At 57.1% G+C, this 22,055-nt stretch carries 18 protein-coding genes and 4 tRNA genes; 20 read left to right on the forward strand and 2 right to left on the reverse strand.

What is annotated here, in order from left to right; genetic code table 11:
* The first annotated feature begins 102 nt into the window (after positions 1-102).
* Positions 103-1,137: a UDP-N-acetylmuramate dehydrogenase gene (gene murB / locus ACLEIV_RS04275; protein ID WP_410455426.1), complete on the forward strand. Its 1,035-nt coding sequence runs from the start codon at positions 103-105 to the stop codon at positions 1,135-1,137.
* Positions 1,125-2,099 carry a bifunctional biotin--[acetyl-CoA-carboxylase] ligase/biotin operon repressor BirA gene (gene birA / locus ACLEIV_RS04280; protein ID WP_410455427.1) on the forward strand — a complete coding sequence of 325 codons (975 nt, stop codon included), beginning with the start codon at positions 1,125-1,127 and terminating at the stop codon, positions 2,097-2,099. The genes murB and birA overlap by 13 nt, the downstream gene beginning before the upstream one ends.
* Before the next feature lie 144 nt (positions 2,100-2,243).
* On the opposite strand, the gene coaA is transcribed toward birA, so the two are convergent.
* Positions 2,244-3,185 (reverse strand): type I pantothenate kinase, encoded by a 942-nt coding sequence (gene coaA, locus ACLEIV_RS04285; RefSeq protein ID WP_410455428.1) that lies wholly within the window; start codon positions 3,183-3,185, stop codon positions 2,244-2,246.
* 259 nt (positions 3,186-3,444) lie between these two features.
* Between coaA and ACLEIV_RS04290 the strand changes: the two genes are divergently transcribed.
* From ACLEIV_RS04290 to ACLEIV_RS04320, 7 genes are all read left to right on the forward strand, one after another.
* A tRNA-Thr gene (locus ACLEIV_RS04290) sits at positions 3,445-3,520 on the forward strand.
* A gap of 9 nt (positions 3,521-3,529) precedes the next feature.
* A tRNA-Tyr gene (locus tag ACLEIV_RS04295) sits at positions 3,530-3,614 on the forward strand.
* 71 nt (positions 3,615-3,685) lie between these two features.
* Positions 3,686-3,760: transfer RNA gene (locus ACLEIV_RS04300), tRNA-Gly, on the forward strand.
* A gap of 3 nt (positions 3,761-3,763) precedes the next feature.
* Positions 3,764-3,839, forward strand: a tRNA-Thr gene (locus ACLEIV_RS04305).
* 99 nt (positions 3,840-3,938) lie between these two features.
* The gene (tuf, locus tag ACLEIV_RS04310; protein ID WP_410455429.1) at positions 3,939-5,123 is read left to right on the forward strand and encodes an elongation factor Tu; all 1,185 of its coding nucleotides are present in this window, start codon (positions 3,939-3,941) and stop codon (positions 5,121-5,123) included.
* A 162-nt stretch (positions 5,124-5,285) separates the two neighbouring features.
* Positions 5,286-5,711: a protein tyrosine phosphatase family protein gene (locus ACLEIV_RS04315; protein ID WP_410455430.1), complete on the forward strand. Its 426-nt coding sequence runs from the start codon at positions 5,286-5,288 to the stop codon at positions 5,709-5,711.
* Positions 5,712-5,933: 222 nt separating this feature from the next.
* Positions 5,934-6,125, forward strand: a complete 192-nt coding sequence (locus ACLEIV_RS04320; RefSeq protein ID WP_410455431.1) for a bacterioferritin-associated ferredoxin — start codon at positions 5,934-5,936, stop codon at positions 6,123-6,125.
* 97 nt (positions 6,126-6,222) lie between these two features.
* Here ACLEIV_RS04320 and ACLEIV_RS04325 read toward each other — a convergent pair whose 3' ends face one another.
* On the reverse strand, positions 6,223-6,795 hold the full coding sequence (locus ACLEIV_RS04325; RefSeq protein ID WP_410455432.1) for a superinfection exclusion B family protein: 573 nt from the start codon (positions 6,793-6,795) through the stop codon (positions 6,223-6,225).
* Positions 6,796-7,029: 234 nt separating this feature from the next.
* On the opposite strand from ACLEIV_RS04325, the gene ACLEIV_RS04330 reads away from it, so the two are divergent.
* From ACLEIV_RS04330 to xsc, 11 genes are all read left to right on the forward strand, one after another.
* A complete protein-coding gene (locus ACLEIV_RS04330) occupies positions 7,030-7,461 on the forward strand; it encodes a GlcG/HbpS family heme-binding protein (RefSeq protein ID WP_410455433.1) in 432 nt (143 codons plus the stop codon).
* 179 nt (positions 7,462-7,640) lie between these two features.
* On the forward strand, positions 7,641-8,261 hold the full coding sequence (locus tag ACLEIV_RS04335) for a TetR/AcrR family transcriptional regulator (protein ID WP_410455434.1): 621 nt from the start codon (positions 7,641-7,643) through the stop codon (positions 8,259-8,261).
* A gap of 325 nt (positions 8,262-8,586) precedes the next feature.
* Positions 8,587-10,032 carry a xanthine dehydrogenase small subunit gene (xdhA, locus tag ACLEIV_RS04340; RefSeq protein WP_410455435.1) on the forward strand — a complete coding sequence of 482 codons (1,446 nt, stop codon included), beginning with the start codon at positions 8,587-8,589 and terminating at the stop codon, positions 10,030-10,032.
* Positions 10,025-12,421 carry a xanthine dehydrogenase molybdopterin binding subunit gene (gene xdhB / locus ACLEIV_RS04345; protein ID WP_410455436.1) on the forward strand — a complete coding sequence of 799 codons (2,397 nt, stop codon included), beginning with the start codon at positions 10,025-10,027 and terminating at the stop codon, positions 12,419-12,421. The genes xdhA and xdhB overlap by 8 nt, the downstream gene beginning before the upstream one ends.
* 471 nt (positions 12,422-12,892) lie before the next feature.
* Entirely contained in the window at positions 12,893-13,738 is an 846-nt protein-coding gene (gene xdhC, locus ACLEIV_RS04350; RefSeq protein ID WP_410455437.1) for a xanthine dehydrogenase accessory protein XdhC, read from the forward strand.
* A 30-nt stretch (positions 13,739-13,768) separates the two neighbouring features.
* Positions 13,769-15,073: a guanine deaminase gene (guaD, locus tag ACLEIV_RS04355; protein ID WP_410455438.1), complete on the forward strand. Its 1,305-nt coding sequence runs from the start codon at positions 13,769-13,771 to the stop codon at positions 15,071-15,073.
* A 221-nt stretch (positions 15,074-15,294) separates the two neighbouring features.
* On the forward strand, positions 15,295-16,035 hold the full coding sequence (locus ACLEIV_RS04360) for a GntR family transcriptional regulator (RefSeq protein WP_410455439.1): 741 nt from the start codon (positions 15,295-15,297) through the stop codon (positions 16,033-16,035).
* A gap of 266 nt (positions 16,036-16,301) precedes the next feature.
* Positions 16,302-16,697 carry a nuclear transport factor 2 family protein gene (locus ACLEIV_RS04365; protein WP_410455440.1) on the forward strand — a complete coding sequence of 132 codons (396 nt, stop codon included), beginning with the start codon at positions 16,302-16,304 and terminating at the stop codon, positions 16,695-16,697.
* Positions 16,698-16,736: 39 nt separating this feature from the next.
* Positions 16,737-18,161, forward strand: a complete 1,425-nt coding sequence (locus ACLEIV_RS04370; protein ID WP_410455441.1) for an FAD-dependent oxidoreductase — start codon at positions 16,737-16,739, stop codon at positions 18,159-18,161.
* A 133-nt stretch (positions 18,162-18,294) separates the two neighbouring features.
* Complete coding sequence (gene pdxR / locus ACLEIV_RS04375; protein ID WP_410455442.1) at positions 18,295-19,761, forward strand: MocR-like pyridoxine biosynthesis transcription factor PdxR; 1,467 nt, start codon at positions 18,295-18,297, stop codon at positions 19,759-19,761.
* A gap of 400 nt (positions 19,762-20,161) precedes the next feature.
* Positions 20,162-21,922 (forward strand): sulfoacetaldehyde acetyltransferase, encoded by a 1,761-nt coding sequence (gene xsc / locus ACLEIV_RS04380; RefSeq protein ID WP_410455443.1) that lies wholly within the window; start codon positions 20,162-20,164, stop codon positions 21,920-21,922.
* Positions 21,923-22,055: the final 133 nt, after the last annotated feature.

Below are 22,055 nucleotides of genomic sequence, written 5' to 3' on the forward strand. Positions count from 1 at the left end.
GAAAAAGTGGCGTCAGATATGTTCCGGTGGCGTCGAGGAGCGGCTTAACCAGCTTGGGCACTTGGGGTACACTGGCACGGCATTTATTCAGGAACCGCGACCATGCAGCTCACCCAGGCATCCCTTACCCCCTATAACACCTTTTCCCTGGCCCAGACCGCCGATCGCTTGACGGTGCTGGAGCAAAGGGAACAATTACTCGCCCTGTGGCAAGCCCGCCGGGATGAGCCTCTGCTGATCGTGGGAGAAGGGTCCAACCTGCTGTTTACCTCGCCTTTTCATGGTCTGGTGCTGGTTAACCGCCTCAAGGGTATCAATGTCGCCGAAACCGACGACGCCTGGCTGTTGAAGGTGGAGGGGGGAGAAAACTGGCATCAGCTGGTGTGCTGGACCCTGGCACAGAAGATGCCCGGACTGGAAAACCTGGCGCTGATCCCCGGCACCGTCGGCGCCTCGCCGATCCAGAATATCGGTGCCTACGGAGTGGAGCTGGCGCCATTCTGCGAACAGGTGGAAAGCCTTGACTGGCACAGTGGCAAAACCCGTTACTGGTCGGCGGCCGAGTGCGCCTTCGGCTACCGGGACAGCGTGTTCAAGCATGAGGCGCGTCATCATCTGATCCTGAGTGTGACCCTGCGGCTGCCCAAGGCCTGGCAACCGGTTCTGGGCTATGGCCCGCTGGCGGAGCTGGGCGAGTCGGCAACGGCAGAACAGATTTTCGAGCGAGTCTGCGCCACCCGCCAGGCCAAACTGCCGGATCCGGCGGTGCTGGGCAATGCCGGCAGCTTCTTCAAAAATCCCAAGGTGGTGACGGCCCAGGCCGAAGCGCTCAAGCTGGCGTGGCCGGCGCTGCCGGTGTTTGCGGCGGAAAGCGGGCGGAGCAAGCTGGCGGCCGGCTGGCTGATCGATAAGGCAGGCCTCAAGGGTACCCGTGTTGGTGGCGCCGGGGTGCATACCGAGCAGGCGCTGGTGCTGGTCAACCACGGCGGAGCCACCGCCGAAGATGTGCTGCGCCTGGCGGCGTTGGTAAGGGAGCGGGTGGAGCAGTTGTTCGGTGTGCGGCTCGAGCCCGAGGTGCGCATGATAGGCGCCGGCGGCGAAACCCATCTGGACGAGGCGCTGGCATGTCTGAACTGACCCCGTTGCGCGAGACGCTGCTGCGCCTGTTGGCCGATGGCCAGTTTCATTCCGGCGAACAGCTGGGAGAGCGGCTTTCGGTCAGTCGGGCGGCGGTCGGCAAGCACGTGCAGGCGCTCAAGGCGCTGGGGCTGGATGTCTACAGTGTAAGCGGCAAGGGCTACCGGCTGGCGGTGCCGTTGCAGCTGCTGGAGCAGAGGCGGCTGAACGAGGCTCTGGCGCCGAATCGGGCCGAGCTGGTACCGGTAATAGGTTCCACCAATCAGCATTGGCTGGACTCGCTCTCCCGACTGGAAAAGGGCGATATCTGTGTCGCCGAATGTCAAACCGCCGGGCGTGGGCGACGCGGTCGCCAGTGGATCTCTCCCTTCGGCGGTCAGCTGATCATGAGCATGTACTGGCGGCTGGAGCAGGGCATGGCGGCGGCCATGGGCCTGAGTCTGGTGGTGGGCATTGCCGTGGTGGAAGCGCTGGAGGCGCAAGGCTTTGCCGGCGTGCAGCTGAAATGGCCCAACGATCTCTACCTGAATGGTCGCAAGCTGGCGGGCATACTGGTGGAGATGTCCGGCACCGCCGGTGGTCCCTGCCAGCTGGTGATCGGCATGGGGCTGAACCTGCTGCTGCCTCGGACCGAACAGGAACGTATCGACCAGCCCTGGGCGGAGCTGGTCGAGCTCGGTAATATAGAGGATCGCAATGGCCTGGTGATTGCCGTGGCCGAGCATTTGCAGCGTAGTCTGTTGTTGTTCGAACGGGAGGGTATTGCCGCTTTTCGCGGGCAATGGAACCGGCTGGATTACTTCAACGGCAAGGCGGTACGGGTACTGATGGGCGAACAGCAAGTACAGGGCATGGCCCGGGGCATCGATGCCCAGGGTGCCCTGCTGCTGGAGCTGGAAAACGGTGAAATCAAACGCTTTCTCGGCGGCGAAATATCACTGCGTGGTGAAACGCAGCTATAGGCCGCCACCCTGACGAATGTCAGGATCTTGAGGAGTTTGGGGGTTGTTCACAGGGGACACCGGCATGCCGGCGACCAGCGGCATCTGCAGAAGACGGTGTTTGCTTTTGGCTGCTAGCTTACGGCTTAACGCTTGGTGTCAGGCTTATTTCTTCAGCCACACCTGATCTATGCCGTGCTCTCTGCCCTTGGTGAGGATCAGCTCGGCCCTGTCCTTGGTGGGCAGTATGTTCTGTTTCAGGTTCTTGTAGTTGATTTCCTGCCAGATGCGGCTGGCCGTGGTCACCGCCTCTTCTTCCGACAGCCGGGCATAATGATGGAAGTATGAGTCGGGGTTGCTGAAGGCGCCGGAACGCAGCTTGAGAAAACGCTCCACATACCAGGTCTTCAGTAGCCGCTCGTCCGCATCCACGAAGATGGAAAAATCCACGAAGTCAGACACAAATACCCGATGTGGCTCGTGTGGGTAATCCATGCCGCTCTGCAGCACGTTCAGACCTTCGATGATCACGATATCCGGCTGCTCCACCACGGCTTCCTGCCCCGGCACCACATCATAGCTCAGATGTGAATACACCGGTGCCGTGACCCTGGGTTTGCCGGACTTGATATCGGAAACAAACTGCACCAATCGACGAATATCATAAGACTGGGGGAAGCCTTTTTTGCGCATCAGGCCGCGTTCTTCCAGCACCGCATTGGGATAGAGAAAGCCGTCGGTGGTCACCAGCGCTACTCTGGGATGCTGGGGCCAGCGTTCGAGCAGCGCCTCGAGAATACGCGCCGTGGTGCTCTTGCCCACCGCGACCGAACCGGCGATGCTGATGATATAAGGCACATGACGGGGTTCTTTACCGAGAAACTGATCCAGTACCCGATTGCGGCGCTGTTTGGCCTTGATATAGAGGTTGAGCAGGCGGGACAGGGGCAGGTAGATGTCTCTGACTTCCGCCAGTGACACCTTGTCGTTGATGCCCTGGAGGCGCTTGAGTTCCTCTTCGCTCAGGGGCTGATGTACTGCATCGCGCAATTCTGACCAGGTTTCGCGAGAAAAGGCCAGATAGGGGGAATAGTTGTCTATCGTCATGAGCGTGTCCTGTGGGTCGCTCGAGGACGATACACCATGGTCTGGGGATGAACAAGACGGCAAAGGGCTACAGCCGGAGCCGCGAACCGCTCTGTCATGACGATGTTTGGCTAAGATCCGAGCTGTCACGGGGGATGCCGACGTCAAAATGGTATTGTTTTGTCGTTTTTTTGTTCGCTTGAACCCGCAACTGAAAAAACTTGCGGCAAAGGTGTTGCATAGAGTCATGGCCTTGCCCTAGAATTCCGCTCGCTCTAGTGCCGGCATAGCTCAGTTGGTAGAGCAACTGACTTGTAATCAGTAGGTCCCGAGTTCGACTCTTGGTGCCGGCACCATTAAAATTTGGAGGGGTTCCCGAGTGGCCAAAGGGATCAGACTGTAAATCTGACGGCTCAGCCTTCGCTGGTTCGAATCCAGCTCCCTCCACCACATTTCCGGATCTGTCCATCATGACGGGTTCGAAATAAAACAGCTAACCGCTGTTAAAAGTAAAGCGTATTGCGGGCATCGTATAATGGCTATTACCTCAGCCTTCCAAGCTGATGATGCGGGTTCGATTCCCGCTGCCCGCTCCAGTTGCTGATATAGCTCAGTTGGTAGAGCGCACCCTTGGTAAGGGTGAGGTCCCCAGTTCGAATCCGGGTATCAGCACCACTTCTTTGCTCCCGCACCTTCACATTCTTTTTTGTTATATACTTCCTACTTGCGAATCGCGTGGTAGAGCTCACCACCCAACCAGTTAGAGGGACGAGCATGTCTAAAGAAAAATTCGAACGTAACAAACCGCACGTGAACGTAGGTACTATCGGCCACGTTGACCACGGTAAAACCACCCTGACCGCTGCCATCACCAACGTCCTTGCCAAACAGTTTGGCGGTGCCGCCCGCGCGTTTGACCAGATCGATAACGCTCCCGAAGAAAAAGCCCGTGGTATCACCATCGCCGCTTCTCACGTCGAGTACGACACCGAATCACGTCACTACGCACACGTTGACTGCCCCGGACACGCCGATTACGTGAAAAACATGATCACCGGTGCGGCTCAGATGGATGGCGCCATCCTGGTGGTTGCCGCGACCGATGGTCCTATGCCGCAAACTCGTGAGCACATCCTGCTGGCCCGCCAGGTAGGCGTACCTTACATCGTTGTGTTCATGAACAAGTGTGACATGGTTGACGATGAAGAGCTGCTCGAGCTGGTAGAAATGGAAGTTCGTGAACTGCTGTCCGAGTACGACTTCCCGGGCGACGACATTCCGGTTATCCAGGGCTCTGCTCTGAAAGGCCTGGAAGGCGATGCACAGTGGGAACCGAAGATCCTGGAACTGGCTGCTGCGCTGGATTCCTACATCCCCGAGCCCGAGCGTGCCGTTGACGGTGCTTTCCTGCTGCCGATCGAGGACGTCTTCTCTATCCAGGGCCGTGGTACCGTTGTTACCGGTCGTGTTGAGCGCGGTATCGTTAAAGTGGGTGAAGAAGTGGAAATCGTTGGTATCAAAGATACCATCAAGACTACTTGTACCGGCGTTGAAATGTTCCGTAAGCTGCTGGACGAAGGTCGTGCCGGTGAGAACGTAGGTGTTCTGTTGCGTGGTACCAAGCGTGAAGACGTTGAGCGTGGTCAGGTTCTGGCCAAGCCGGGCTCCATCAACCCGCACACCGACTTCGAATCCGAAGTATACGTGCTGTCCAAAGAAGAAGGCGGTCGTCACACTCCGTTCTTCAAAGGCTACCGTCCCCAGTTCTACTTCCGTACTACTGACGTGACCGGTACCATCGAACTGCCGGAAGGCGTTGAAATGGTTATGCCTGGCGACAACATCAAAATGGTTGTTAGCCTGATTGCTCCTATCGCGATGGAAGACGGTCTGCGTTTCGCCATCCGTGAAGGTGGCCGTACCGTAGGTGCCGGCGTTGTAGCCAAGATCGTTAAGTAATAACGTTTCTTGATTGCACGAAAAAGGAGGCTTCGGCCTCCTTTTTTCATTTGTGCTTTGCCGTAAACAAACCATATTAGTATATGTTAATGCTGTTTGTTTACGGCATGCTGTTATTGTGATTGCCATTCTGACCGTTCGGTCTATTCACAGAGGTGCTATATGGATATTAAAACGGTCACTCCTTCTTTTTCGGTTGCCGATCAGGTGACCGAAGCCGACTTGGCGCAGCTGAAGGCGGCAGGCTACCGAACTCTCATCTGCAACCGGCACGATGATGAGGCAGAAGGACAGCCGGCGGCAGAAATGCTGGCCACCGAGGCGAGAGCGCAAGGCTTCGACTGGCATTGGATCCCCATTTCTTCCGGCCAGTTTACCGACGAAGCGGTGGCAGCCTTTACTCAGGCTCTGGTCGGCAAAGAGGAGCCTGTACTGGCCTTCTGTCGTACCGGAACGCGCTCTATCACCCTGTGGGCCCTTGCGCAGGCAGGCAGGCAACCGACGATGGAGTTGGTGCGGCTCGCAGCCGGTGCCGGTTACGACTTGTCTGCCCTGGCGCCTCGGCTGAACGCGGTATCGACCAAGTAGTAGAGGGCTTGGGTTATCGGTGTTTAGCCGGTCAGACCGCGCAACAGCCTTATTCTGGCGGCAGGTTCGGGAGCATAGACAAACTTGGGTTATTGTCGTCGGTTTTCCGTTGCTAGTCTGGTGCCGGGATCTGTGATTAAAGTCGTTTTTTTCGACAAATAATTTCTTGCATTGATAACTGCTATCATTTAGATTTACTTCCTCGAAGCGGAGGGTTTATCGATGTATGTGTGTTTGTGCAGAGGCATTACCGAACGCCAGCTGAAAGCGGCGGTGGCAGAGGGCAATACCGAGTTCAGAGATCTGAAACAGGAACTCGGTCTGGGCTCTCAGTGCGGAAAATGTATTCCGGTTGCCTTGGCCATACTGGCAGAAGAAAATGCCAAGACGCACCTCTACTACGAGGTCGCTTAAACACCGACGTTGCTTAAACTTCTTTGATCCGCCGCAAAAGAGCCCCTTATTGGGGCTTTTTTGCGTTTAGGCTGTGTAAGAGAACCAGGAACCGTAATCAGTGTCTGTCCAGTTGCTTGTAGGCATACCTGGGTCTGTTGTTGAGTATCAGGTTTTTTTGTTCTTCGGTCATGTTGGCCGGGTTCAGGCCCAGCACCTTGAAGGTAAGCAGAGGCCGTGCCGCTATGGTGATCATCAAGGGCTTGATGGCATTCAGCCCCGCCTCGCCGGGTTCACCGAAGGCGTAGGTCAGAATGCCCTGTTCCAGCAGATTTTTGACGGCAGGTTCGGTTACCGGCAATTTTATGACGTTTTTACGCTGGATCACGAACTCTCGCAGCACCGCCTTTTCGCTGGCGTCGAGGTAATCCAGTAATTCCTTCAGCAGTTTCTGTTGCATCAAGCGCTGCTTGCGATAAAACACGTGCTGAAACAGCATGATGGCGGCGTGAGATAAAAAATAAGATCCAGACGCAACCATGCTCAGTACAAACAGCAGTCGGTAGTCATTCAGCCAGAGGCCGAAGGCGCCAGAAAAGAGATGGTTTGGCAGCAGAGTCATCAGGATAGAGCTCAGCAGCAGCCAGCACATGAACCAGTTAAGCGGTGAAATCTGTCGTAAGTCCAGCATCTTCTTCTCCACAATCCAGACGCCCGTCTGAAATAGCAACAGTAAATCAAATACAAAGCAAGGTACGTGCCATGGCGTGGAGTGAGCCGGGCTCAGGCTATTACTGGTAAATAAGTAATAAATAAATTACCTTTACGTTAAGAGTATACAAAATACCTTAACATTGTGTTTGTTTTGTGTTTTATTAGTATTCAATCAATCTCTATTGTTATTGTCGACAGGGAGTCCAGGTAAATGAGTACAGTTACACTTGAACAGGCGCTGATTATCACACGTGGTGCCTTGCAGCATGCATTGGAAATTTCCGCGGCACCGCTCACCGTCGCCGTGCTGGATAATGCCGGTCGTCTGGTGTCGCTGCAGCGTCAGGATGGAGCCAGCCTGTTACGCCCCGATATTGCCACCGGAAAAGCCTGGGGCGCCGTTGCCCTGGGTCGCAGCTCTCGGGGCTTGGCTGAAGTGGCAGCAGCCAGACCGGCCTTTGTCTCGGCGGTCAACGTTCTGGCAGACGGCAATATCATTCCGGCAGCCGGTGGCGTGCTGATCCGGGATGCACAGAATAAGATTCTGGGTGCGGTTGGGATCAGCGGTGATCAGCCCGATGTCGATGAAGCTTGTGCTGTAGCTGGCGTCGAGCTGGCCGATCTGGTAGCGGATTGTAGCTGAGTATTTTGTTAGTGCAGTAAACCTGTTGTTTTGGTCGAGGGGTAACCTTGGTTACTCATTTTCAGCACCCACCTGTGTGGGTGCTTTTTTTTGCACTTTTCTGCCGAACTCCAGCCAGAACTCGGGTATGGTTAGCCAATATCACTTTTCATTTTATGGCCTGGAGCCTGAAAATCAGTATGTCCCGGATCAGAGCTAAAAACGAAGAAATCATCATCCGTGCCGCCAGTCGTGTATTTGCCGAAAACGGTTACGCCGCCACCAAGACCGCCGCCATTGCCGAGCTGGCCGAATTGCCGAAACCCAATATCTACTATTACTTTGGCAGCAAGGAAAAACTCTATCGCGCCGTGCTCGAAAGTGTCACCGAGCCTCTTCTGGCGGCTTCGGTACCTTTTATCGAGTATCGGGATCCGGTCATGGCGCTGACCGCCTATATCAAATCCAAGCTGATGATTTCGAAAGACTATCCCTATGCCTCCAAGGTCTTTGCCAATGAAATCATGCATGGGGCTCCGCATCTGCCGGAAGACATCATTGCGCGCTTGAGCGCACAGACCCGCACCCTGAGCGCCAAGCTGACCGACTGGATGGGGCAGGGGCTGATGGCACCGGTCGATGCCCATCATCTGCTGTTCGCCATCTGGTCCTCAACCCAGACCTATGCGGACTTCAATTGGCAGATCACCATGGCACTGGGCAAGGAAGAGCTGGACGATCAGGACTTCGAACGGGCCGCCCAGCTGATCACCCGGCTGGTGATCGGGGGTTGCGAGGTGCGGTCCTTGCCAATCGTCTGACGACGAGCTGTCTCCCACCGACGTCAGCACCCAGTGTTGACGTCCCTCTCTCCCTCTGTCGTGACTTCTTTTCCCCGCTATTATCCGGCGCCGCTCCCGCTACACTTCATATAAAAGGCGAACAAACTCGCCTCCGTAATCCGTACGCATAATCGATGAATATCCTGTGATGACAATCGATTAACGACGTTGTGCAGGGCTTAGGTTATCCGATGGTAAAATTTTTGTTGACTCAATGGTCAAGTTTTACTTTAATTATACATGAAGATACTACTATTCCGGTGGTCGGCAATGTGTGCTGTGTATTCGTTGAAGGAGGCAAGCTTTGATTAAGTTTCTGCTTAACCAGGAGATGCGGGAGGAACAAGACCTTTCGCCAAACATGACGGTGCTCAATTACCTGCGTACTCGTGTGGGTAAAACCGGTACCAAGGAAGGGTGTGCGTCCGGCGATTGTGGCGCCTGCACCGTGGTGCTCGGCGAGCGGGAAGGGGATCACATCCGTTATCAAACGGTGAACTCCTGCCTGACCTTCGTCTCGACACTGCACGGCAAGCAGCTGCTCACGGTGGAGGATCTCAAGTCGAAGGACGGCAGTCTACACCCGGTGCAGCAGGCGATGGTGGATTTTCATGGTTCCCAGTGCGGCTTCTGTACCCCCGGCTTTATCATGTCGATGTTTGCACTCAGCAAAAACAAGCCCTCGGCGGACAAGCACGATATTCTCGAAGCCCTGGCCGGTAACCTGTGCCGCTGCACCGGGTATCGTCCCATCGTCGATGCCGCCAGAGCCATTGCCGAACAACCACGGCTGGCCGATGAATTTTCCCGCTATGAGGCAGATATACTGGCCCGGCTCGATCAGATTCAAACCGACACCCTGGTTACCCTTAACGGAAACGGTAATGTGTGCTTCTCGCCCACCAGCAGCGATGAGCTGGCGGCCTTGCTGACGCAGCACCCGGATGCCCGGCTGCTGGCCGGCGGTACCGATCTGGCGTTGGAAGTGACCCAGTTTTACCGCGAACTGCCGAAGATGATTTATGTGGGTAATGTGGCCGACATGAAACAGCTGAAAGAAGACGACCAACAGTTGGTGATCGGCGCGGCCCGCAGCCTGAGCGACAGCTACGAGGCCCTGAGCCGCGTCTTTCCCGATTTCGGTGAACTGTTGCATCGTTTTGCCTCCCTGCAGATCCGCAACCAGGGCACCCTGGGCGGTAACATAGGCAACGCCTCACCCATCGGTGATGCGCCACCGGTACTGATGGCCCTGAATGCCCGGCTGGTATTGCGCAAGGGTGACCAGGTTCGCGAACTGCCTATCGAAGAGTATTTCCTGAGTTACAAGGTGACCGCCCAGGAAGAAGGCGAATTCATCGAGAAGGTGATAGTGCCCAAACCGGCGGCCAATCAGCACTTCAAGGTCTATAAGTTGTCTAAGCGATTGGATGACGATATTTCTGCGGTCTGTGGTGCCTTCAACCTGACCATTGAAGACGGCATTGTTACCGATGCCCGCATCGGCTTCGGTGGCATGGCGGCGGTACCCAAACGTGCAGCGGCCTGCGAGCAGGCGCTGAACGGCCAGCCCTGGAATCATGCCACCGTCAAGGCGGCGATGAAGGCGCTGAACGGTGATTTCGAGCCACTGTCCGACTTCCGGGCCAGCAAGGAATACCGCAGCAAAACCGCTACCAACCTGCTCTACAAGTTTTTCATCGAGCAGCAGAGTCTGAAACTGGAAACCAGGGTGACGTCTTATGTCTAACAAACAACTGAATACTCTCACCATCGACGAGATGATGGAGCGGGTCAAACAGAGCCTGCAAACCGGCGTGGGCAAGAGCGTGCCTCATGACAGTGCCGCCATGCAGGTGGCTGGCGAGGCCCAGTACATAGATGATCGGCTCGAATTTCCCAATCAGCTGCATCTTTATGCCCGGCTGTCGGAACGAGCCCATGCCCGCATCACCAAACTCGATGTCGGCCCCTGCTACCAGTTTGACGGCGTGACCATCGCCATTACCGCCAAAGATGTGCCCGGCGAGCTGGATATCGGACCTGTGCTGGCCGGCGATCCGCTGCTGGCGGACGGCAAGGTCGAATACGTCGGCCAGCCGATACTGGCAGTGGCGGCGAAAGACCTGGAGACCGCGCGCAAGGCGGCCATGGCCGCCATCGTCGAGTACGAAGATCTGCCGCCGGTGCTGTCGGTGGAAGAAGCGCTCGAGAAAGAGTTGTTTGTAACCGAAAGTCACAAGCAGCAGCGAGGCGACTCCGCCGCCGGACTGAAAAATGCTAAGCATGTGATTGAAGGCAGCCTGCATATCGGCGGCCAGGAACACTTTTATCTGGAAACCCAGGTCAGTTCTGTGGTGCCTACCGAAGACGGTGGCATGATGGTGTTTACCTCCAGCCAGAACCCGACCGAGGTGCAAAAGCTGGTGGCCAGCGTGCTGGACGTGCCGATGCACAAAGTCGTGATCGACATGCGCCGCATGGGCGGCGGCTTCGGCGGCAAGGAAACCCAGGCCGCCGGTCCCGCCTGTATGGCGGCGGTGGTGGCGCGGCTCACCGGTCGCCCCACCAAGATGCGCCTGCCGCGGGTCGAAGACATGATGATGACCGGCAAGCGTCATCCCTTCTTCAACCAGTACAGAATTGGCTTCGACGATAACGGCCGCATCGAGGCGTCGGAAATCATCGTCGCCGGTAACTGCGGCTATTCGCCGGATTTGTCGTCCTCGATTGTCGACCGGGCCATGTTCCACTCGGACAACGCCTATTATCTGGGCGAGGCGACGGTGATCGGCCATCGCTGCAAGACCAATACCGCCTCGAACACCGCCTATCGTGGTTTCGGTGGTCCTCAGGGCATGATGACCATAGAACACGTGATGGACGAGATCGCCTCTTATCTGGGCAAGGATCCGCTGGAGATCCGCAAGATCAACTTCTACGGCAAGGACTCACGTAACGTCACCCACTATCACCAGCCGGTGGAGCACAACATCATTCACGAGCTGGTGGCGGATCTGGAGCTATCCTCCGAATACGCCAGCCGGCGCGAGGCGATCAAAGCCTTCAACGCTCAGAGCCCTATCTTGAAAAAGGGTATTGCCATCACCCCGGTGAAGTTCGGTATTTCCTTTACCGCCACCTTCCTCAACCAGGCCGGTGCTCTGGTACACATCTACACCGACGGCAGTATCCACCTTAACCACGGTGGTACCGAGATGGGCCAGGGGCTGAACATCAAGGTGGCCCAGATAGTGGCGGAAGAGTTTCAGGTGGATATTGATCGTATCCAGATCACCGCCACCAATACCGACAAGGTGCCCAACACCTCGCCCACGGCCGCGTCCAGTGGCACCGATCTGAACGGCAAGGCGGCCCAGAACGCGGCGCAGACCATCAAGCAGCGCCTGATCGACTGGGCGGCGGGTCACTTCCAGGTCAGTCCGGAAGAAGTGGTATTCAAGAACAACTTCGTGCGCGTACGAAACCAGATACTGTCGTTCCAGGAATTCGTGCAACTGGCCTACTTCAACCAGATTTCGCTGTCGAGCACCGGTTTCTATCGCACTCCCAAGATCTATTACGATCATGCCACCGGATCCGGTTGTCCCTTCTACTACTTTGCCTACGGCGCCGCCTGTGCCGAGGTGGTGGTGGACACCCTGACCGGCGAATACAAGATCTTGCGCGCCGACATACTGCACGACGTGGGTGACTCACTGAATCCGGCCATCGACATCGGTCAGGTCGAGGGTGCCTTCATTCAGGGGGTGGGCTGGCTCACCACCGAAGAACTGGTGTGGAATGACACGGGCAAGCTGATGACCAACGGTCCGGCGGGTTACAAGATACCGGCGGTGGCCGACATGCCGATCGACTTTCGGACCACGCTGGTGGAAAACCGCAAGAACCCGGAAGACACGGTATTCCATTCCAAGGCCGTGGGCGAGCCGCCCTTCATGCTCGGCATCTCGGTGTGGTGTGCGCTGAAGGACGCGGTAGCCAGCGTGTCGGATTACAGGAAATATCCGCACATGGACTCACCGGCGACCCCCGAACGGGTACTGTGGGCGGTGGAACAAATGCAGACACTGGTGGAGCAGGACGAAGCCGTGACCGAGGATGTGCTGGTCAAATAGCAGGTTTCAGGCGCAGCAGAGGCAACAGGGGTGTCTCTTCCGACCCGTTACAGGAAATGACACTCACTGTTTCCGCCTGCTGCGAACATTCACCGGACGTACGGCCAGGCAGAAACAGTTCATTACGGCGAGACAAGCTTGCCCTATGTAACGCCACACATGTTATCTGATCGCCATGGATGGCGAGAATGCCGGAACGACAGGAGCATTTTCCGGCTCTGGCATGTGATGGTCTGCCGAGGCAATCCCTGCTCCCTCTCTTTGATACTCGAGTTGCCAGTGGAGAACAGGAGCTGGTGGCTCCGATACCGAAAGGAGGACAAAGGGATCTGCTCCGCCGACCCTTTGCGCCAAGGATGGCGTGATGGAGCCCCCAGGGATGGGGTTACGGCGAGCTGGCGGAACTGACCCTTTGGCGATGCCCCTTGTGGAATAAAGCCAGCACTCGCTTTTGGTAATAGAGGTGAAGTTATGTTCAAGGACAACTGGATTCAGGTGCTGGCCGAGCTGGAACGCAAGGGAGAACCCTGCGTATTGGTTACGGTCGTCGAGCACAAGGGCTCTACGCCTCGCGACAGCGGTACCAAGATGCTGGTCACCGAGCAGGGCTGTTACGCCACCATCGGCGGTGGTCACCTGGAATACAAGGCACTGCAGCTGGCGCGCGAGATGCTGATGCAGGGCGAACAGCAGATGAAGGTGGAGCGTTTTAATCTCGGCGCCAGTCTGGGCCAGTGTTGTGGCGGCATGGCCACCATCATGCTGGAGCCTGTGGTGCGGGCGCGTCATCATCTGGTGCTGTTCGGCGCCGGTCATGTGGCCAAGGCTCTGGTACACATTTTGGCGACGTTGCCGTTTCGCATTACCTGGATAGACGAACGGGAAGCGGAATTTCCCGCCGAGCTGCCTGCCGGTATCACCCGGGTGGTAAGCGATGATCCGGTGGCCGAGATTGACGATCAGCCCGCCGGCAGCTTTTATCTGGTGATGACCCACAACCACCAGCTCGATCTGGAGCTGTGTGCCCGTATTCTCAAGCGGGGTGATGCCCGTTATTTCGGGGTTATCGGTTCACGTACCAAACGTAAACGTTTCGATTACAAGTTGAAAGAGCGAGGCTTCGACGAGGCGGCACTGGCGCAGATGATTTGCCCCATAGGTTTGCCCGAGGTGACCGGAAAGCACCCGACCGAAATTGCGGTGTCGGTGGCCGGAGAGCTGATCGCCGCCTATCAGAAGCCGGTGACGGCGGCTGGCGCCCCCCCTGCGGACGAACGGGAAGCAGGGACAAATGAGACTGCCTCGGTACGAGCATAACCATACTAATTTTCAAGGAGAAGTCCTCACATGACGCAAGCGACCGCGTATCGCGCCGCCATTCTGCATAGTCTGGCCGATCCGGCCCTGGTTGGGCTGGATGCCAGCTATGCCTACCATGAAGACGGCGTGCTGGTGGTAGCCGACGGCCATATCAGCGATATCGGCCCGGCCGAGCAGGTGCTGGCTCGCCAGCCGGCGAACATCGAGGTGATCAGCTTCGAAAACAAGCTGATCACCGCCGGTTTCATCGATACCCATATCCATTTTCCCCAGACCGAGATGATCGCTTCTTATGGCGAGCAACTGCTCGACTGGTTGAACAACTATACCTTTCCGGAAGAGCGCAAGTTTGCCGATCCCGAACATGCACGCCGGGTAGCGAGCTTCTTTCTGGATGAACTGCTGCGTAACGGCACCACCACCGCCATGGTATTCGGTACCGTACACAAGGCATCGGTGGAGACTTTTTTCAGCGAGTCGGACAAACGCAACATGCGCATGATCGCCGGCAAGGTGATGATGGACCGCCATGCTCCGGATTATCTGCTCGATACTCCCGAGTCTGCTTATGCGGACAGCAAGGAGCTGATCGAGCGCTGGCACAACAAGGGGCGCCAGCTCTATGCGGTGACGCCGCGCTTCGCGCCTACCAGTACCGCCGAGCAGTTGGCCATGGCCGGGCGGCTGCTGCAGGAGTACGACGGAGTCTATCTGCAGACTCACCTGTCCGAGAACAAGCAGGAAATCGAGTGGGTCAGGGAGCTGTTTCCCGATCGCAAGGGTTATCTTGACGTTTACGATCACTTCGGCCTGCTGGGTGAACGCTCGGTCTTTGCCCATGCGGTGCACCTGGAGCGAGAGGAATGCGCGCGCATGGGGGAAACCGACTCGGTGATTTCCTTCTGTCCTACTTCCAACCTGTTTCTGGGCTCGGGACTGTTTGATTTGCCGGAGATGGAAGCTCACCAGATCCGGATCGGTCTGGGCACCGATGTGGGCGGCGGCACCAGTTTTTCGATGCTGCAGACCATCGCGGAGGCCTACAAGATACAGCAGCTGCAGCAGCACAAGCTGCATCCGCTGAAGGCGCTGTATCTGGCCACCCTGGGGGGCGCCCGGGCGCTAAGCCTGGATGACAAGATAGGGAACCTGGCGATCGGCAAGGAGGCGGATTTCCTGGTGCTGGATCTTCATGCCACGCCGCTGATACAGGCGCGGATGAAAAATGCTCACAATTTGTTCGAACAATTATTCGTGCTGATGATGCTCGGTGACGATCGTGTGATCGCCGAGACCTACATCTATGGAGACCGCAGCTACCGAAGAAGTTGAGGCTCAGTTGAACTTCTTTTTCGGTCCGGTGCGCTTGTGCTGCAAAAAGCGCCCATTTCGGGCGTTTTTTGTGTTCAGTCACAGTCTTGACTATTGCAACTGTCGTATCGTTCAAAACCCAGTAATATTGTATACGAGATTACAAAAACTTAACTAACTAACAGGCCAGCATGCGGTATACCCTTTGTCGTATATGCAGGCCGTAACTGGAAACCCACAGCATGAGTTCACTCAGTCAACTGGAGCCAAGACCCGTCAAGTCGAGCTCAAATACTCAGGATGATATTGTTTACGAACATATCTTCGATGCCATTCTCGAACAGCGGCTGGCGCCAGGCACCAAGCTGAGCGAAGAAGCCCTGGGCGAAATCTTCGGCGTCAGCCGGACCATTATTCGCCGCGCCCTGTTGCGCCTGTCACACGAACAGGTAGTTAGCATCAGACCCAATCGTGGTGCCGTGGTCGCGGCCCCTAGCGTGGAAGAAGCCCGGCAGATTTTCGCCGCCCGCCGAGTGGTAGAGCTGGCAGTGATAGAGCTGGCGGTGAAGAATACCACGCGCGAGAGTCTGCAGCGTATCCGCACCATGGTGCAGGAAGAGCAGGACGCCTTCGCCCGTGGTGACCGGGGCAAGGGTATTCGGCTGTCGGGTGAATTTCATCTGGAGTTGGCTCATATGGCCAACAACACGCCGCTGCTCAACTTTCAGCGCAGCGTGGTGTCACAAACTTCGCTGATTATCGCCCAGTACGAGGTGGGTCATCAGGCGCACTGTTCCTTCAACGAACACGAAGCGCTGCTGCTGGCCATCGAATCCGGTGACCCGGCGAAGGCCGTCGACATGATGGCCCAACACCTGGACCATATCGAAGGCAAGCTGAACCTGGACAACGAGTCCGCCTCTACCGATCTGCATGTGGTGTTTTCCGGTGTGGTGAAAAAAAAGCCCGGTCGTAGTCGTTAATCTCCCCTGAATGCGGGGCCGTATCGGGCTCCGCTACTTCTGTTCTTTCCTCCCGGTTATTTTGTTTTCCACTGAATCTGCTGCTCTGCAGTGGCGCTTTTGTCGTGCCCGGACACCGGCCATCACGTGGTCCAAGCCACGGCAGCCAACTGGCGCTACCGGCATGACCGCCTTCCTCCTAATGTTGTGAACATGTAAACAACAGTAACAACTGTTGAGTTTATGGTCATCGCACAGCCCAAATGGGGCTGCCAAGGGAGAATGTCATGTCAGCAGAAAATCAGAAAAACGTCGCCTTGCTTGAGCAACTGTTTGCCGCCTTCAATCGTCACGATATCGAGGGCGTCATGGCCTGCATGAGCGAAGATGTTGTGTTCGAAGGGGCGGCCGGTACCGAAGCGTACGGCACCCGTTTCAATGGCGCCGCCGCCGTGGCCGCTGCCTTCGTCAAGGTGTGGACCACCTATCCCGATGTCAGCTGGCAGAACACCAGCCACTTTGCCGTCGGCGACAAGGGCGTGTCTCAGTGGACCTTCTGCGCCACTTGCTCGGATGGCAAGCGTATCGAAGCCGACGGCGTCGATATCTTCACCCTGAAAGACGGCAAGCTGGTGTTGAAGCAAGCCTTCCGTAAAGACCGGCCCCTGCTGGATCCCAAGTAAATCACCAGGGTTTCAACTTTTCATCCGGGGAATACGAATATGGATATTGCCAACAAAACCCAGGCGGATCTCCGCCAGCCGGCTCAGCCCAAGAAGGTGCTGGACAGCTATGATCCTACCTACGATCCGCTGGTGGCGGCCACGCCGGGGCGTGGCCAGCAATATGCGCCTACCTACTGGGTGGCGACTGCCGGTGAGTCGCCGGAAGATGACGGCCCCATCAGCCAGGATGTGGATGTGGACGTGGCCATCATCGGCAGCGGCTTTACCGGCCTGACCTGTGCCGTTTTTTTGGCCAAGGAGCATGGTATCAAGGCGACGGTGCTGGAAGCCAACCAGGTCAGTTGGGGCTGTACCAGCCGCAACGGTGGTCAGGCCCAGAATGCCTCGGGCCGATTGAGCCGTTCCCAGTGGATACAGCGTTGGGGGCTGGATACTGCCCGCAAGATGCACGAAGAGGTGCGCGAAGGTTTCGATACCTTCAAGGGGCTGATCAAGGAAGGCAATATCGACTGTAATCCCCAGGATGGCGGCCACCTGTACATCGCCCACCGGGACAAGGCGATGCGCAAGCTGGAAGCCGAAGCCAAGGTGCTGCGGGAGCAGTTCGGTTACCAGACCGAGATGCTCGACAAGGCCACACTGAGCCGAAACTATGTGGACGAGGCCGAGGCGGTGGGTGCCATGCACGAGCCTGACGGTATCGGTGTACACCCGCTCAAACTGGCCCATGGTTATCACCGCATGGCACGGGAGCTGGGGGCGACCATACATCCGTCCAGCCCGGTGACCGGCTGGGAAACCAAAAACGGCATTCATTATCTGCAGACGCCGGGTGGTATAGTGCGTGCCCGGGCCGTGGCAGTGGCGACCGGCGGTTACACCTCTCAGGGGCTGCATCAGAGTCTGCGCAGCAAGATAATGCCGATACTGTCCAACTCGCTGGTGACCCGGCCGATGACGGATCAGGAAATTACCGCCTGTAATTTTCAGACCAACGAGGTAATCACCGATACCCGCACTTTGCGTCATTACTATCGCAAGTTGCCGGATAACCGCTTGCAGATTGGCAGCCGCAGCTCCATCACCGGCAGCGATGCACCCAATCCCAAGCATCTGCAATTGCTGATCGACGGTATGCACCGCAAATTTCCTGCGCTCAACGGCATCAAGGTGGATTACTCCTGGTGGGGCTGGGTCGATGTGAGTCATGACATGATGCCGCGTATCGCCCAGCCAGACGAGAAGGAGCAGGTATTCTATGCCCTGGGGTATGGCGGTAATGGCGTCATGTTCTCGGCCCACGCCGGTCGGCGCATGGCCCAACGCGTCGCCGGCATCAAGGAAGGTTTCGAACTGCCGATTTACAATACGTCGTTACCGGGACACCTGTTTTCTCCCTTCCGCCGGATGGGGCAGCGGATGCTGTATCACTGGTACCAGCTGCGAGACGAGCATTTGTAAACCAAGATAACAGCCTGTGATGCCGGAGCTTTACTTTTGCGTTCATTAAGTTACAAAGGTGTAATCGAATGATGCATTATGGCTCCGGCATTTTTGCGTCTGTTTTATCACTCGTAGACAGGTAAGTCGCTTCATGTTCCCGCTGTTTCATTTCTCCACGGAAAAAACCACCAGTCTGCAGCAGCAGTTGCGCGAGCAGATTGCCGCCGCCATCATCAACGGCAATATTCCCCAGGACAGCCCCTTGCCTTCCAGCCGCAAGCTGGCCAAACAGCTGAGTATTGCCCGCAATACGGTGGTGCTGGCCTATGAACATCTGCTGGACGACGGCTATCTGCTGGCCAAGGAGCGCAGTGGTTATTTCGTTAATCCGGATATTCTTTCTCGCCAGTTGGAACTGCCGCAGCCGAGCAGCGGAAAAGAGGAGGGGTCTCCGCCGGACTGGGCACACAAACTCAAAATCATCCCCAGCCACCAGCACAACATCACCAAGCCCAAAGACTGGCAGAAATACCCCTATCCCTTTATCTACGGCCAGTTCGATACCAGCCTGTTTCCCAACAATAACTGGCGTGAGTGTTGTCGGGACGCAGTCAGCGTGCCGGCGATCCGCGACTGGGCCTCCGATCGTTTCGATGCGGATGATCCGCTGTTGATCGAGCAGATCCGCACGCGTTTGCTACCAAGGCGTGGAGTTTGGGCTTCGGCGGACCAGATACTGGTGACGGTCGGCGCCCAGCAGGCCCTGTACATGCTGGCCCGGTTGCTGCTGGATAAAGACAGCACCATCGGCATCGAAGAGCCGGGTTATGTGGATATTCGCAATATCGCTACCATGAATCCGGCCCGGGTACGCGGCCTGCCGGTGGATGAACAGGGGCTGATCGTCGACGACGGGCTGCACGGCTGCGATGCGGTGTTTACCACCCCCAGCCACCAGTGTCCGACCACGGTGACCATGCCACTGGATCGACGCTACGCCCTGCTGGAAAAGGCCTCCGAGCAGGACTTTCTGATCATCGAAGATGACTACGAGTGCGAGAGTAACTTCAAGTCCAATCCGATACCGGCGCTGAAAAGCCTGGATACCAATGATCGGGTACTGTACGTCGGCAGCCTGTCGAAGACGCTGGCGCCGGGGTTGAGGCTGGGTTATCTGGTGGGACCCGCCGAGCTTATCCGTGAAGCCCGGGCCTTGCGCCGGCTGATATTGCGCCATCCGGCGGCCAACAATCAGCGTTCTGTGGCGCTGTTTCTGGAACGGGGCTATCACGATGCGCTGATCATGAATATTGCCAAGGCCTACGAGGAGCGCTGGCAGGAGATGGGGGAGGCGTTGAACGAATACCTGCCTTCGTCCAGCCGTCAGCCCAGCTTCGGCGGTTCCTGTTACTGGGTGCAGGGCCCGGAAGGGCTGGACAGCCGTCTGTTGCGCAAGGAGGCGGCCGACAGAGGCATACTGATCGAGCCCGGCGACATTCATTTTCTGGAACAGCCGGCGCCGCTGAATTATTTTCGTCTCGGTTATTCTTCGATCCCGGCCCACAAGATACGACCGGGTATCAAGGCGCTGGTGGAGTTGATTGAAGACATGGTCTGATTGTCCTTTGCCGGGGGGCGATCGATTCGTTCCCGATGAAATGTTTTATAAATGTTAAAAGAAAGGCGTCGACAGGCGCCTTTTTTGCATTCAAGCATTTGATTTAAAGGTGTTTATTTTCTGGCGTAACGCTTGTTACGTAACTGGTCCTACTCAGTGATACCCCCAGTTCCTACTCTAGTCCTCAGTGAATCGCACCCAGGCCACCAGGCGTTATTTGCTTGAGTCGGTTCGACCGGGAGGGGAAGCCCGGGGGACGACCAAGATGGCACCACTCGTTGCGATTCGCCCCGAATTAACAATAACGAACGTAAACCTGCTTAAACCGAACATTGGATTGAACACTCCGGGGTGGCGGTACCTACCGTCACCGACAGGACACAGCAAAAGGAAGACAGCTATGCCACGTATGACTCCTAGTGAAGCCCTGGTTGAAACACTGGCGGCTAATGGTGTAACCGATGCTTTTGGCATCATGGGCTCTGCCTTTATGGATGCCATGGATATTTTCGCGCCGGCCGGTATCCGACTGATCCCAACGGTTCACGAGCAGGGTGCGGGCCACATGGCCGACGGCTATTCTCGTGTCAGTGGTCGTCACGGGGTCTGTATCGCCCAGAACGGCCCCGGTATCACCAACTTCGTGACCGCCATCGCCGCCGCCTACTGGGCGCACAGCCCCGTGGTGTGTATCACCCCGGAAACCGGCTCCATGAGCCAGGGCCTGGGTGGTTTTCAGGAAGCCCAGCAGCTGCCTTTCTTCGAAACCATTACCAAGTATCAGGGCCATGTGGCCAACCCGGCCCGTATGGCCGAAATCACGGCTCGCTGCTTCGACCGCGCCATGCTGGAAAACGGTCCGACCCAGCTGAACATTCCGCGTGATTTCTTTTACGGCGACATCAACGTCGAGATCCCTCAGCCCATTCGTATCGAGCGCGGCGCCGGTGGTGAGCAGAGCCTGCAGGAAGCGGCCGAGCTACTGGCCAACGCCAAGAATCCGGTGATCATCTCCGGTGGCGGTGTGGTCATGGCCGACGCGGTTGAACAATGCAAGGCGCTGGCCGAGTTTCTGGGTGCGCCGGTCGTGAACAGCTACCTGCACAACGACTCCTTCCCGGCCAGCCACCCGCTGTGGTGTGGCCCCCTGGGTTACCAGGGCTCCAAGGCCGGCATGAAACTGATTTCCCGTGCCGACGTGGTGCTGGCGCTGGGTACCCGCCTCGGTCCCTTCGGCACCTTGCCGCAGCACGGCATGGATTACTGGCCGAAAGACGCCAAGATCATCCAGGTTGACTGCGATGCCAAGATGCTGGGTCTGGTGAAGAAGATTTCCGTCGGTGTCTGTGGCGATGCCAAGGCCGCCGCCGTGTCCATGCTCAAGCGTCTGGAAGAGATGAACGTGTACTGCCTGGAAACCAAAGGCGCCCGTGCCAGCGAAATTGCCGCCGAAAAAGCGGCCTGGGAGCAGGAACTGGACGAGTGGATCCACGAAAAGGACGACTACTCGCTGGACATGATCGCCGAGCAGGCCGAAGAAGAAGGCAGCTTTCTGCACCCGCGTCAGGTACTGCGCGAGCTGGAAAAAGCCATGCCGGAAGACGCCATGGTGTCCACCGACATCGGCAACATCAACTCGGTGGCCAACAGCTACCTGCGCTTCGAGAAGCCGCGTTCTTTCTTCGCCGCCATGAGTTTCGGCAACTGTGGCTACGCCCTGCCTACCATTATCGGTGCCAAGGTGGCCGCGCCCGAACGTACCGCCATCTCCTACGCCGGTGACGGCGCCTGGGGCATGTCGATGATGGAAATCATGACCTGTGTGCGTGAGAACATTCCGGTCACTTCCATCGTGTTCCACAACCGTCAGTGGGGCGCCGAGAAGAAGAACCAGGTCGACTTCTACAACCGTCGCTTCGTGGCCGGGGATCTGGAAAACCCGAGCTTTGCCTCAATCGCGCGCTCCATGGGTGCCGAAGGTGTCACCGTTGACCGTCTGGAAGACGTAGGCCCGGCACTGAAGGCCGCCTGTGCCGCCCAGAAGGAAGGCAAGACCACCGTTATCGAAATCCTGTGTACCCGCGAACTGGGCGACCCCTTCCGCCGTGACGCCCTGTCCAAGCCGGTACGTCATCTGGAGAAGTACAAGGACTACTGCTGATAGCGACTGTTGATAGTGCCGGCTGAAATTCATTCATCGGCACCGTCATTGACCCGTACCGCAACGTGATCAGCAATACAAAGGGTTGGCCGAGCCAGCCCTTTTTCTCTCACCCTCTTACCGCATCGTCGCC

It is taken from the genome of Oceanisphaera submarina, assembly GCF_046521305.1.
GTDB classification, from domain to species: domain Bacteria; phylum Pseudomonadota; class Gammaproteobacteria; order Enterobacterales; family Aeromonadaceae; genus Oceanimonas; species Oceanimonas submarina.

What these genes read in the sequence shown, in the direction of transcription:
- ACLEIV_RS04365 (WP_410455440.1), top strand. Translation starts at nt 16,302, where the DNA reads ATGTCAGCAGAAAATCAGAAAAACGTCGCCTTGCTTGAGCAACTGTTT.
- murB (WP_410455426.1), top strand. Translation starts at nt 103, where the DNA reads ATGCAGCTCACCCAGGCATCCCTTACCCCCTATAACACCTTTTCCCTG.
- ACLEIV_RS04330 (WP_410455433.1), top strand. Translation starts at nt 7,030, where the DNA reads ATGAGTACAGTTACACTTGAACAGGCGCTGATTATCACACGTGGTGCC.
- guaD (WP_410455438.1), top strand. Translation starts at nt 13,769, where the DNA reads ATGACGCAAGCGACCGCGTATCGCGCCGCCATTCTGCATAGTCTGGCC.
- coaA (WP_410455428.1), bottom strand. Translation starts at nt 3,185, where the DNA reads ATGACGATAGACAACTATTCCCCCTATCTGGCCTTTTCTCGCGAAACC.
- xsc (WP_410455443.1), top strand. Translation starts at nt 20,162, where the DNA reads ATGCCACGTATGACTCCTAGTGAAGCCCTGGTTGAAACACTGGCGGCT.
- pdxR (WP_410455442.1), top strand. Translation starts at nt 18,295, where the DNA reads ATGTTCCCGCTGTTTCATTTCTCCACGGAAAAAACCACCAGTCTGCAG.
- ACLEIV_RS04370 (WP_410455441.1), top strand. Translation starts at nt 16,737, where the DNA reads ATGGATATTGCCAACAAAACCCAGGCGGATCTCCGCCAGCCGGCTCAG.
- ACLEIV_RS04320 (WP_410455431.1), top strand. Translation starts at nt 5,934, where the DNA reads ATGTATGTGTGTTTGTGCAGAGGCATTACCGAACGCCAGCTGAAAGCG.
- ACLEIV_RS04315 (WP_410455430.1), top strand. Translation starts at nt 5,286, where the DNA reads ATGGATATTAAAACGGTCACTCCTTCTTTTTCGGTTGCCGATCAGGTG.
- ACLEIV_RS04325 (WP_410455432.1), bottom strand. Translation starts at nt 6,795, where the DNA reads ATGCTGGACTTACGACAGATTTCACCGCTTAACTGGTTCATGTGCTGG.
- xdhB (WP_410455436.1), top strand. Translation starts at nt 10,025, where the DNA reads ATGTCTAACAAACAACTGAATACTCTCACCATCGACGAGATGATGGAG.
- xdhC (WP_410455437.1), top strand. Translation starts at nt 12,893, where the DNA reads ATGTTCAAGGACAACTGGATTCAGGTGCTGGCCGAGCTGGAACGCAAG.
- birA (WP_410455427.1), top strand. Translation starts at nt 1,125, where the DNA reads ATGTCTGAACTGACCCCGTTGCGCGAGACGCTGCTGCGCCTGTTGGCC.
- ACLEIV_RS04335 (WP_410455434.1), top strand. Translation starts at nt 7,641, where the DNA reads ATGTCCCGGATCAGAGCTAAAAACGAAGAAATCATCATCCGTGCCGCC.
- ACLEIV_RS04360 (WP_410455439.1), top strand. Translation starts at nt 15,295, where the DNA reads ATGAGTTCACTCAGTCAACTGGAGCCAAGACCCGTCAAGTCGAGCTCA.
- tuf (WP_410455429.1), top strand. Translation starts at nt 3,939, where the DNA reads ATGTCTAAAGAAAAATTCGAACGTAACAAACCGCACGTGAACGTAGGT.